This is a genomic window from Leptospira brenneri (assembly GCF_002812125.1).
GTDB lineage: Bacteria > Spirochaetota > Leptospiria > Leptospirales > Leptospiraceae > Leptospira_A > Leptospira_A brenneri.
On record NZ_NPDQ01000004.1, the window covers coordinates 476,784 to 489,086 of the forward strand.

A 12,303-nucleotide genomic window follows, 5' to 3' on the forward strand; every position below is an offset into this window, starting at 1 on the left:
TTCTTTTTTATTTGACGTTTGCTTTTTTTCTAAAATACAATATATACATACCAAATTGGGACAAACTATGAAAATCAATTATACCTGGAAACATTTAGACCGCTCCGAAGCGGCTGAAAAATACGCGGACGAAAAATTAGAACGAGTATCAAAATACGTTCAAAAAATCGTATCCTGTGAAGTATCATTTGAAGCCATTCATGGAGAAATCCACTCTAACATGAAGTTACATGCTGATGGAAGTAATTTCAATGCACACAACCAAGACAAAGATGTATATGTTTGTATCGATGGATTAGAAGATAAAATTCTTTCCCAAACAAGCAAACACCACGATAAAAAAAGCCAACACTAATCTCTAGTATGATTCAGAAGTCGGAAGAAGCACTCACTTATCTTTCTAATGGTGAGTTTGAAACTGCAAAATCACTTTATTCCGTACTTCTGGACAGGGATCCCCTCGATATTCCCACCATTAGCGGATTTTATATCGCAAGTTTTTGGGACCATAGACTTGATTTAATTCTAAAAACAAGGGAAGGAAAAGAAAGAGGCAAACTCCTTCTCGATCTTTTTTCCGATTTTGAATCAGAAATTCGAAAACGTGGATACCACAACACCGATAGTTTTTTTGTCACCCAAGACTGTATTTTAAAAGAAGCAAGAGACCATCTAAAACTCGCTTACCAATGGGAAGGAGCCAATGCTCTCGATAAGGATCTATTACGGGACCTTGCGGCTTGCCTCATCAAAATCAAAGATTATGGAATGGCACTCGAAGTTTTACTTTATGGGGGAAACAAACAGTCCCCTGTCCTTTTATACTTTTTAGCAGAAACACAAGTGATGACGGGAAACGAAAGAGAAGGAATTGAAACTTATCGTACTGCCTTCTTAAATGACCCTCAACTCTTTCCTCATACCATAGTTCGTTGGCCACCCCTTCTGACCCTCATCCAAAAAGCAGGTGAGATCACTGAAAGAGAAGAAGAGATGAAGGAACTTGTTCCTGTCCTTGCTTGGAGAGAAGGAATCTTTCATCCTCTTGTAAAAAAAGATGAGACCACAATTCAAATTTGGTTTTCGGAACTCAAAAGGCTGGCAGACAGTAAGGAAAGAAGTGGTGGAACTTTTCGCCTGGAGGCAAGGATGGAACAATTGGCTCTTGCCATTCTCCATTCGGCAGACGACATCCGTTCGCGAGATGCCGTCCAATTTGCCAAAGGTTTTGTTTAGAGATTTAGTTTTCTACAGATTCGATGAGAAGTCTGAGTTCATCAGCCGAAGACTCTCTTCCTGTTTTTTCATAAAACAATTCGAGTTCTCGAAGTCCATAAACGGCCCCTGGGGCAGAACGCAAACGATCAAGTAACACGCGTTTTTGGTAAGACTCATTCAGATCAAGGCTTGTTGGTTCGTATTGATAGTTGTTTTGTTCAATGACAACACCAGCCGTATCATTCCCAGAAAGAGTTGGTTCTTGGGAAGAGCGACTCACAAGAATGAAAACAAGACTTAAAGCCATCACGGCAGAAAAAGAATACTGAACCGTTCGGTTTTCAACTAAATCGCGGAATGTGAAGGAGATCTTTTGGTTTGGTTTGTCTAAGGTAACTGATTCGAGGAGGTTGAGAAGGCGGGTGTCGAAGTCTTTTGACATTCGAGGAAGGATGGTGTCTTCCTTTTCCTTCACACGCTGGAAAAGCGAACAAATCTTATTTTCGAGAACCACATTGTCTGTCTCCTCAGGGAAGAGACTCGGATATTGTGAGCGAAACCAATCTTTTAAATTCATAAACTTACTTTTCAAAGAACCCTTCTCCTTTATCGTCCTTTTGGATGAGGTGCTTCAAAAACTCCTTAGCCTTGAAGAGACGACTCTTAACCGTACCTACGTTGCATTCCATGATCTCAGCAATTTCGTTATACGAAAGATTTTCGAAATAACGAAGTTCCAAAACCTGTTTGTAGGAATCTTCTAAGAGTGCAATCTTATCCATTAGATAACGAGACTCTTCAGAAAGTTCCAATTTTTTTTCATATCCGACACGAGAATCCACAAATTGGTTATCTCCTGAGTCATCCATGGGTTTTTCCCGGCCTCGTTTCTTCTTGGCGAGTAAATCCTTGGACTTATTCACCACAATGCGGTAGAGCCAGGTATAAACCCCGGCCTCGGCACGGAAGTTTTGGATGGATTTATAACCAGAAATCAGGGCGTCTTGGACAATGTCCTCCGCATCATCTCCATCTTTGACCATGGAAACTGCTTTGCGAAATAATCGTTCCCGAAACGGGGACACTAAAGTCATGTAGGCATTGGGATCCCCTGCTTTGATCTTTTGGAGGAGGATTTTTTCCTTCTCCCGCAGGGTCATATTTTTGCCTTCTAGGGGGCGTGGCATGAGGCCTAGAATTTCGAATCCGAGAATTCTATCAATGTTTTTCGAATGGCTGGTTTGCCTTAAATCCGGTGAAACATAGTTTCTAGGTCTTTTCTTGTGAGTTTGATGAGAGTGGGTCTACCATGAGGGCAAAGAGAAGGATTTTCACAGTAAGATAACCTTTGCAAAAGTTCACCGATGATGGGGTCGGACACTTGGTCTCCCTTTTTGATGGCCGAACGACAAGCCACACATTTGGCCATTTCATCGTAGAGTTCCCTTTCTTCTGGGTCTTTGTGTTTGAACCTTTCCCATAAATCCAAAATGGTTTCGGTTTCTTTACCAGGATCAATATACGACGGCACTTCGCGGATGAGAATGGTGCCACCAGAAAAAGGTTCCAGACCAATTCCGAGTTCTCCAAATCTTTGTTTCTCTCCCATCATCTCTTCTGCTTCTTCTTTGGTTAGTTCCAACCGAATCGGAGTGAGTAGACTTTGTGATTTATAGGCTTTGGATTTGAGATCTCGAAGGACTTCCTCATAACGAATCCGCTCATGAGCTGTATGTTGGTCGATGATATAAAGTCCGTCCTCGGCTTCTGCCAAGATAAAGGTCTCAAAAAGAACCCCATAATGTTTTTTGGGAACAAAAAGATTGTGTTTAGTAAGATTTTCACCTAAAAGATGTAAGTTGGTTCCTGCACCAATTCCTTCGAGAGAGAATCCCTCTCTTCCTTCAATGGTACTTGGCCCAATTAGCGCATCCCCATCTGTCTGAAGATTTCCCATTTGTCCGAATCCAAATCCTGGACCACCAAACCCAGATCCTCCTCCATACCCACTGCCAAAACCTCCCCCCTCTCGATTTTCATAAGGGATGGGCATCGAAAGTCTACGGCGCATTTCTAAAAACTCTACAGGAGTCGAAGTTCTTAATACTTCTGTGATTCCTTGGAAAAGAATTCCCGTAATGGTTTCTTCTGATAAAAAACGAACTTCCTTTTTTTGCGGATGGACATTCACATCCACAAATTCGCGGGGTAGATCAAAAAAAAGATAAGCATAAGGAAAGGCACCGCTAGGGAGAAGTTCCCCATAACAACGTTTTAAAATTTGAGCAGAGAATTTTAGTTCCACCGAACGGTTGTTTACAAAGAAAAACTGTCCTGTACGAGAAGATTTATAAAAATCAGGATGAGAGATCCACCCGCGAAGAGTCATTCCATTCCGGCTGGAATTTACTGGCAAAAGATGGTTTCGTAAATTTTCACCATAAACAGAGAGCACCCGTTCTAGGCCGTCTTCAGGAACCACATTCAAAACTTCTTTTCCGTTTTGCAAATACCGAAATCCAATCCCAGGTTCCGAAACCGCCATGGTTTGGACACGGGCCCTATTTTTTTTCTCTTCTCCCGTTTCTGTTTTTAAAAACTTTCGCCTAACAGGAGTATTATAGAACAAATCTTTGATTTCAATTTTGGTTCCCTGAAAAAAAGGGATCTCTTCTTCCTGGACAATTTTCCCTTCTTCGACTGTGACTCGATAGGCGGTGCGATTTCCTTCTGTCCCTGATTCAAGAATCATTCGAGAGACAGAAGCAATGGATGCGAGAGCTTCCCCCCGAAACCCAAAGGTAAAAAGATGTTCTAAGTCATGGAAGTCTTGGATTTTAGAAGTGGCATAACGTTTGATGGCAAGAGGGATATCTTCTTTTTGAATTCCATGTCCATTGTCAGAGACAAGGATCCTACCAAAACCAGCAGAGTCCGTAGCAACCTCAATCCTAGTGGCACCCGCATCGATGGAATTTTCGATGAGTTCTTTGAGAATCGAATGCGTAGACTCAATCACTTCTCCGGCGGCAATTTGGTTGATCAGGTCCGCGGAGAGTGAATGAATGATGCCCATAGGACAATCATAGGATAGGGAACCTCCCTATCCAGAAAAAATTACTAGGAATTACAAGAGGAACAGGTTCCCGAAACCACGATGTCCACATGATTTGCATGAAACCCTAGACCCGCCCAATCTGTGTCTGCACTGAGTCTTAAGGGAGCCACGTCCAGAACCTTTCCACATTCACTACAAAGTAGATGTGAGTGGTCATCTAAAAAGGCATCATAACGAACTGAATCAGATTCGATATTGAGTTTGTTCACCAATCTGTGTTCCACTAAATATTCCAAGGAATTGTAGACAGTAGCAAAACTAATTTTGTCAGCTTTTCCCCTTACGGACTCAAAAACCATCTTTGCAGTAGGGTGGTCTTTTCTTTCTTTTAGATCATTAAAAATAAGTTCTCTATGTTTTGTGAGTGCTTTCATACCTTTGCCTTAACCCAAAGACACTCGCAAATTATCATTGGGTCAAATGGAATTTGGTTTTTAGAATCCTTCCAGAAATTGATATTTGTCAATATGGAGGCTTTATGCCCGCATCAACCGACCAGTTTAAATCTTCTCTCTCTCTTTGGGCGAGTGGAGTTTGTGTGATTACTTATGCATCTTCTCAAAAGAAAGGAGGAATCACAGTTTCTAGTTTTTCATCCGTTTCCTTAGAACCGCCGTTAGTTTTATTCTGTTTGGCAAAAGACTCTAGTGCCAAAGAACCCATCGAAAAAGCCGGAAACTTTGCCGTGAATATTCTTTCTTCTGAACAAAAACAAATTTCCGCTGATTTTGCTTCTGGTTCCCTGGACAAAGCGGTTGTTTTGGAAGGACTAAACCCTCAGACTCTTTCCACCGGAGCCCCTATTTTAAGGGACTGTTTAGCCTCTCTCGACTGCAAAGTCGATCAAGTCATTGAGGCAGGAGACCATTGGATCCTCATTGGTCTTGTGGAAGGAGTCATCACGAAGGAAGGCTCTCCCCTCCTTTACTTCAATCGCAATTATAGGGAACTCGTTTAAGGAATTAGTATGGAAAAAGAGAAAGTTAGTCTGGAAGATGCGAAAGAACACGGACTTACCGAAACCGAATTTGTAGAGATCCAAAAGATCTTAGGAAGAATGCCCAACTCAACGGAACTCGGGATCTTCTCGGCCATGTGGTCGGAACACTGCTCTTATAAAAATTCAATTTTAAAATTAAAAACCCTTCCGACAAAATCGGACAAACTCCTAGCCCAAGCCGGCGAAGAAAATGCAGGAGCGATGGACATTGGTGATGGCCTTGCTGTTGTTTTCAAAATTGAAAGCCACAACCACCCAACAGCTGTAGAACCCTACCAAGGTGCTGCCACAGGTGTTGGTGGGATCATGCGAGATATTTTTACTATGGGAGCTCGCCCCATCACGTCACTCAACTCACTTAGGTTTGGTGATCCCAAAGAACCACGGAACAAGTATTTGCTGACCCGTGCCGTCAAAGGAATTGGCGACTATGGAAATTCACTTGGAATTGCAGTGGGTGGTGGCGAATTATTCATCCATCCGACTTTTACTAAAAATCCTCTTGTGAATGCCATGACGGTAGGAATTGCACGCCACGACCAAATGGCCTCTGCTTCTACCAAAGGAAAAGTAGGATACAAAGTGTACATCGTGGGGGCCACAACTGGTAGAGATGGAATCCATGGTGCGAGTTTCGCCTCCAAAGACCTGACCAAAGAATCCGAAGAAAAAAGATCTGCGGTGCAAGTCGGTGATCCCTTTATGGAAAAACTTCTGATGGAAGCCTCCCTCGAAGCCATCCAAAAGAACCTCCTAGTAGGAATTCAAGATATGGGAGCCGCTGGAATTTCCTGTGCCACTTCCGAGATGAGTGCCAAAGGAAAAACAGGAATGGATGTGGATCTAAACAAAGTTCCACTTCGTGAATCGGATATGAATGCCTATGAAATTATGCTTTCTGAATCCCAAGAACGAATGCTCGTCATTCCCGAAACCGGAAAAGAAGAAGAGCTTGTTTCTATCTTCCACAAATGGGGACTGAATGCCGTAGAAATTGGAACCGTCACGGGAGACGGAATTCTTCGTATCAGAAAAGATGGAAAACTCAAAGCAGAAATTCCTGCCGATTCCCTCGTTCTTGGTGGTGGGGCACCAAGGTATGTAAGAGAAGAAAAAAGACCAGCTTACCTCGATGAGGTGGTGAAGTTCGAAACAAATAAAATCGCTGATTTATCAAAAGACACTGTATCCCAAGCTTTAAATACCCTTCTCTCCTCTCTTAATATTTCTTCTAGAAGACCTCTATATGAACAATACGACACAGAAGTGGGACTTGTGAAAGTGGTAGAACCCGGAGAAGATGGTGGGCTTGTCAGAATCCCGGGAACCAAAAAAGGAATTGCCGTTGCCACAGACTGTAACTCTCGTTACACGTATCTTAACCCTTATGAAGGCGCTCAAATTGCTGTTTGTGAATCCGCGAGAAACGTTGCCGCAACGGGAGCAGAACCTTATGGGGTGACAAACAACCTCAACTTCGGAAATCCATATATCCCTGAGAACTACTATATCTTTAGTGAATGCGTGAGAGGACTTGGGGACGCTTGTCGCTTCCTTGGCCTTCCCGTAACTGGCGGAAACGTATCATTCTACAATGAATCTCCGGAAGGGCCAGTCTTCCCTACACCTACCATCGGTATGGTGGGAGTGATAGATGATGTTGCCAAGGGACTTCATACCTACCCTCGCAAGGAAGGAGAAGTTCTCTATGCGCTTGTGGGAGAATTCCAACCTACCATCTCTGCCTCCGAATACCTTTACAAGTTCCATGGCCTAGATACAGGAAAGATTCCAAACATTTCCCTTGCGAAAGAAAAAGCAGCGATCGACACACTGATCTCGCTACGAAAAGAAGGGCTTCTCACATCCGCAAAAGATCTGTCACTCGGTGGTTTACTCGTTGCACTTGCAAAAATTGTAATCTCTGGAAACAAGGGACTCGAAGTAAACCTAGAAGGACTACAAAAAACTTTTTCTCGTCTCGACGAACTTTGTTTTGGTGAAACAGGTGCTTCCTTTGTGATCAGCTTTCTTGCAGGAGACGAAGACAAAGTAAAAACAAAGTATGAAAAAGCAGGACTTTCTTTTTATACATTGGGTAAGTCGAATTCTAAATCCTCACTTTCCGTGAAAGGAAATGGATTCCAATGGGAGTGGACTTCTAAATCTTTAGAAACCGAGTTTGAAGCAGGACTAAAAACTTATTTCGAATGAATAGATCCAAATTTTCCTACCGATGAGTTTGGTGGGAAGGAATGTGAGGGTATAATATCCCCGCCCGATTTGAGGGTGGGGAACTAGACCCGCCACCCAATGGTTATCCTTTACCATGGATTCCCAAAACTTGCCATCCCAATCTAAATCTTCCGTTTTTTTTTAGAAAAAGGTTCATACTTTGCATACTCCCCTAATTCTTTTTGTTTTGTGCGCCTCCGCTCGGTTAGTGGATCAAAATCATATCTCGTTCGGACCGGGCTCCTCCGGGGTGCGCTTACGCTCCCGTTCTTTGTCGCCTCCTCCAAAGAACCAAGCCCTTCTGATCCCTGGCGCGGGGATTTCCTCCTTATTTCAAAAATTGACGACCTCGAGTCAAAATATTGTCTTGAAACTTTCTCTCACCTTACCAAACTTCAGGATTAACTTATGGGTAAATTTTTAATTCGTTTCAGCTTTCTTCTCATTCTCGTCGCCATCCTCTTTGCTGGTTACACTTGGCTTACTCTACAATGGAGTTATTCCGAAGGAGACCGTGCAGGCTACATTCAAAAACTTTCCAAAAAGGGTTGGATTTGCAAAACTTGGGAGGGGGAAATGGCTCTTGTCACAATGCCAGGCACTATGACTGAAAAATTCTACTTCAGCATTCGAGACGAATCCATCGCTGACAAATTGAACGAATCCATCGGCAAACGAGTAGTTTTAGAATATGAGGAACATATAGGAGTGCCATTTAGTTGTTTTGCTGAAACAAGTTATTTTGTGACCGGAGTCAAAACCGTCCAAGAAGTTCCCCCTTTATAAGTTCTCATCATCTCTAGAGATTCCGAATAATCTCTAGAGAAAACATTGCAATCGGCTTGGGTCCTCCAAAGCTAATTCCACCCAAAACCGACGGTTTCCCAATCTCTCCTTTCCCCCACTTCCCTTTTCAAATTAGTCCCAATCTTTCATCGAAACCGAAAGCTCAATCCAGAGAAAAAGGTAAGTGACTTACTTTTTCCAATCAATAAAAAAGGAAACTCTTGCGCAAATTACACTTTACATATTTTTACTATACATACAATTAGCATAATGGTTCTCACGAAAAAACTCCAAATTTCGACAGATGCCTACGAACCCATTCAAAACTGGAACCAAAGAGACATTGGTTTACTCACTGGAGAAAGGGGAATGTACAAACTGGCACATTTTTGGCAATACGCCATGGTTTGTTCGGGTTTTCAAGTTTTCAATCTCGACTGTGCCATTCGTTTCAACCCCTTTACCATAGCAGAGGAAACTCGAAAACAGAATTTACAGCCAGAACCCTTTTTAGAACAAATCAGAGTCCAAAGAGCCTTCACCCCTTATCAAATTTTGGATGCCTTAAAAGAAATAATGACTTCCAAAGATGATAATACCATCTACTTTTTGTTAGCTCCTTGCAAACAATTCTTCGATGGGGATGTTAAAGATGATGAAGGTTTGTTTTTACTGAATTTAATGTTGCAATTGATAGAAAAGTTTCCTGATGCAAATCTTCCATTACTCATCATTGAATCTTGGACCTATTCACATAAAAATTTCAAAATCTTTTTTCCAAAACTATTACGTGCAACACAAAACTTATGGGAACTCAAAATAGAAGAAGGTCTATCTCGGATTCGCACAAGAAAAACCTCAATCACAGGAGTTTAACATGGGAAGAACCATTACCCCCTATTCTCGTCAAATGTTACAAATAGAAGAGAATTTGTCTGATTTCCGCAGATCACTTCGGAGATCGGACCAAGAAATCTTTGATGATTTAATTAGAATTTCCAAATTACAAGTGCAAGCTGGAGTTATGGCATCCTTACCTTACCCTATTGATTCTATGATAATTTCGATGCTCATCGAACTAAAAAAAGAAATTAACGATCTAAAAAAACGTCTCGAAAAAATTCCAGATAAGTAAGCCCCACCATAAACCATGGAAACATTCAAAGGTTACTTGTTTGATATCTATCACTCCGAACAAAAAATCTACCTTTGGCTTAGGTCAGACTCAGGAGAACTCAAATTATTTTTCGATGAGTTCTATCCCGTAATCTATGTAAATGCTGCACCTAATATTCTAAAAAAAATAGTAAAACGATTTTACGAGCTAGATGCATTAGCCGAAATTCCAAACTTCACAAAGAAACGCCTATTTTACGAAAATAAAATCGTATCCGTTCTCAAATTAGTGATCTCAAAACCACAACTTTTACCTAAAATAACAAACAAACTCTTTTATCTATATGGTAAATACGATATTTATCACTCTGATATTGAAATTACGACTGGTTATATGGTTGAAAAAGGCATCTATCCCCTCGCCCATCTGGAGGTAAGCTACGAAACTAAAAAGAATCAACGCAAAATCAAAGGCATTCAATGTTTTACAAACATAGAAGATTTTGACTATGAAGTTCCTAATTTCAAAATCATGTCACTTTATTTAGAAAAAAGCCATAGAATCCCAATGCAAAACAATGCATTAGTCATTGAAACGAATTCTAATCTTTACAAAATACCGACGAACCAACCCAAAGATCTCATCCATCAGCTAAATGAAATAGTAAAACAAGATGACCCCGATATCATTCTCACAACGTATGGAGACCAAGTTATCTTTCCTTATCTTTTCAGAGCTGCACAAGAAAACCATATAACAACAGAATTCGACAGAGACAAAACAAGCACAATACGAAGATCCATACAAACCAAAGGAACAAGTTTCAACACTTACGGAACCATTGTCTTTAGAGCCCCTTCCTACCCTCTCTTTGGAAGATGGCATATAGACTCAAGAAATGGTTTTGTCTATAAAGAAGCAGACCTTATGGGAATCATCGAACTTGCACGTATCTCTCGTTTACCAATCCAAAAGATGGCAAGAGCATCAACAGGAAAAGCCCTTACTTACATTGAAGTTGACGTAGCCTTAAGAATGAACTATTTAGTTCCTTGGCAAAAAAGTGCATTAGAAGCACCCAAGACAGCCCTAGACTTATTAAATGCAGATAAAGGTGGTTTGGTCTTTCAAGCTGATATACAAAATGGATTTGTATTAGAAAATGTGGCGCAGTTAGACTTTTCACAAATGTATCCGAAGGTTATGGTCTTACACAACATTTCTCCCGAAACAATCAATTGTTTATGTTGTAAAAACGATCCAAAAGTAGAAATAGTACCTTCTCTTGGATATCGAATTTGTAATCAAAGAAAAGGGGTCGTATCAGAAGCACTATCCCATATTGTAGAACGCAGAGCCCATTACAAAAAACAAAGTAAAGATACAAAGCGTATCGATAAAGTTTATATCAAACAAAAAGAATCCAGCTTAAAATGGATGTTAGTTACCTCCTTCGGGTATTTGGGTTATAGAAATGCAAAATTTGGAAAACTAGAAAGTCATGAATCAGTAACTGCCTTTGGAAGAGAAAAATTATTGACAGCAAAAGAAGTAGCCGAAGCACACGGCTATGATTTGATCCACGCCATTACCGACTGCATCTTCATACAAAAAAAAGATAAGTCGCTCATTACAGAAGAAAACCTTACAAAAGTTTGCCAGGATATCAAAGAGAAAACACAAATAACAATGGAAATCGAAGGGATTTTCTCTTGGTTAAGTTTTCCAGCATCAACAATGGACAAAAATATGCCAGTAGCAAACCGTTATATGGGACGGTTCACCAATGGAAAATTTAAAGGACGAGGGATCGTATCAAGAAGAAAAGACTACCCCATCTATATCAAAGAAGCACAGACGGAAATGGTGCAATGGATGTGTAAGTTTGAAACCATTAAAGAAATCCAAACACAAGAAACAGAGATCTTAGCAATATTCAAAAAACATGATCAAGCTATATCATTAGGAGCTGTTCCTTGGGAAGACCTCCTCATACAAAAATCAACATCTAAAGATGCAGAAAGTTACACAGTCGATGCACCTAGTGCCGTGGTAGTGAAAGACTTACTATCAATGGGGTCCTACGTACAAGCCGGAGAAAGGATTCGTTATCTAGTAGTGAATAAAAAATTAGAACAAAAAAGCGAAAGATACAAAACAGAAGAAAGGATTGAAAGGAAAAACCTCCATTATGTCATAAGGTATGACAAAAAATATTACAGAGAGTTACTCCTCAGGTCATTTAGAGAAATTTGGTCAGGACTCGCTAGCTTCAGAAATTTCGAAAACCTAATTAGCGACGAACAACTATTACCCTTCAAAAATTTAGAAACAACCTAAGATAAACTTAAAACAATCAATATATGCAAATTTTCTTTTATTGCATAAAACCAAAAAAAAAATTAAATAAATTAGAATAAAAAATACCTGTTATACGAGATTTTTGGACAACTAGGTAAAAAACGTTTGCGCGTGAGCTGAAACAAAAAAGACTCAGATTCGTTTTTAAAATAAAATGGGACTCAGGGGGCGAAGCTATGCCTACTCCCGCATTTTAAACGTTTATTTGATCATGGAATCCTATCAAGATCGGGAAAAAGAATAAATAAATTATGTCTCTAAAATCAGAAGAAAGCAAAAAATATGCAAAACAAGCATGATAAACGAATAGCAGAAAAGCACAGGAATGTGAGAACTAAACACAAAACAAAAAGCCTCGGATATAAACTATATTATCGCAATCAAACACAGATATAGTTCGTTATGCGAAATAATTTAAAAAATGTTCCTAAATAATAAACTGAATTTTTTATTTTTTCTAATTCTACT

General features: G+C 40.3%; 12 protein-coding genes. 8 read left to right on the forward strand and 4 right to left on the reverse strand.

What is annotated here, in order from left to right:
- The first annotated feature begins 67 nt into the window (after positions 1-67).
- Together hpf and CH361_RS11430 are read left to right on the forward strand one after the other, a co-directional pair.
- Positions 68-355: a ribosome hibernation-promoting factor, HPF/YfiA family gene (hpf, locus tag CH361_RS11425; RefSeq protein WP_100790930.1), complete on the forward strand. Its 288-nt coding sequence runs from the start codon at positions 68-70 to the stop codon at positions 353-355.
- Positions 356-363: 8 nt separating this feature from the next.
- Positions 364-1,236 carry a hypothetical protein gene (locus CH361_RS11430; RefSeq protein WP_100790931.1) on the forward strand — a complete coding sequence of 291 codons (873 nt, stop codon included), beginning with the start codon at positions 364-366 and terminating at the stop codon, positions 1,234-1,236.
- 4 nt (positions 1,237-1,240) lie between these two features.
- Here the strand turns inward: CH361_RS11430 and CH361_RS11435 are convergent, their stop codons facing one another.
- The 4 genes from CH361_RS11435 to CH361_RS11450 are packed head-to-tail and all read right to left on the reverse strand — an operon-like array spanning position 1,241 to position 4,710.
- The gene (locus CH361_RS11435; protein WP_100790971.1) at positions 1,241-1,795 is read right to left on the reverse strand and encodes an LIMLP_12425 family protein; all 555 of its coding nucleotides are present in this window, start codon (positions 1,793-1,795) and stop codon (positions 1,241-1,243) included.
- Positions 1,796-1,799: 4 nt separating this feature from the next.
- The gene (locus tag CH361_RS11440) at positions 1,800-2,405 is read right to left on the reverse strand and encodes an RNA polymerase sigma factor (RefSeq protein WP_244279800.1); all 606 of its coding nucleotides are present in this window, start codon (positions 2,403-2,405) and stop codon (positions 1,800-1,802) included.
- A 59-nt stretch (positions 2,406-2,464) separates the two neighbouring features.
- The gene (gene mutL / locus CH361_RS11445; protein WP_100790932.1) at positions 2,465-4,294 is read right to left on the reverse strand and encodes a DNA mismatch repair endonuclease MutL; all 1,830 of its coding nucleotides are present in this window, start codon (positions 4,292-4,294) and stop codon (positions 2,465-2,467) included.
- Positions 4,295-4,338: 44 nt separating this feature from the next.
- Positions 4,339-4,710, reverse strand: coding sequence for a Fur family transcriptional regulator (locus tag CH361_RS11450; protein ID WP_100790933.1), 372 nt, complete (start codon positions 4,708-4,710; stop codon positions 4,339-4,341).
- Between the two features lie 104 nt (positions 4,711-4,814).
- Here CH361_RS11450 and CH361_RS11455 point away from each other — a divergent pair, with 104 nt between their 5' ends.
- The 6 genes from CH361_RS11455 to CH361_RS11485 all read left to right on the forward strand — a co-directional run bounded on the left by CH361_RS11455 (position 4,815) and on the right by CH361_RS11485 (position 11,814).
- Positions 4,815-5,294 (forward strand): flavin reductase family protein, encoded by a 480-nt coding sequence (locus CH361_RS11455; RefSeq protein ID WP_100790934.1) that lies wholly within the window; start codon positions 4,815-4,817, stop codon positions 5,292-5,294.
- Positions 5,295-5,303: 9 nt separating this feature from the next.
- On the forward strand, positions 5,304-7,550 hold the full coding sequence (purL, locus tag CH361_RS11460; RefSeq protein WP_100790935.1) for a phosphoribosylformylglycinamidine synthase subunit PurL: 2,247 nt from the start codon (positions 5,304-5,306) through the stop codon (positions 7,548-7,550).
- 429 nt (positions 7,551-7,979) lie between these two features.
- On the forward strand, positions 7,980-8,357 hold the full coding sequence (locus CH361_RS11470) for a hypothetical protein (protein ID WP_100790936.1): 378 nt from the start codon (positions 7,980-7,982) through the stop codon (positions 8,355-8,357).
- Between the two features lie 270 nt (positions 8,358-8,627).
- Positions 8,628-9,233, forward strand: coding sequence for a P-loop NTPase family protein (locus tag CH361_RS11475; RefSeq protein WP_100790937.1), 606 nt, complete (start codon positions 8,628-8,630; stop codon positions 9,231-9,233).
- A gap of 1 nt (position 9,234) precedes the next feature.
- A complete protein-coding gene (locus CH361_RS11480; RefSeq protein WP_100790938.1) occupies positions 9,235-9,492 on the forward strand; it encodes a DUF8156 family protein in 258 nt (85 codons plus the stop codon).
- A gap of 15 nt (positions 9,493-9,507) precedes the next feature.
- Positions 9,508-11,814 (forward strand): DNA polymerase domain-containing protein, encoded by a 2,307-nt coding sequence (locus CH361_RS11485; RefSeq protein ID WP_100790939.1) that lies wholly within the window; start codon positions 9,508-9,510, stop codon positions 11,812-11,814.
- Positions 11,815-12,303 lie beyond the last annotated feature (489 nt).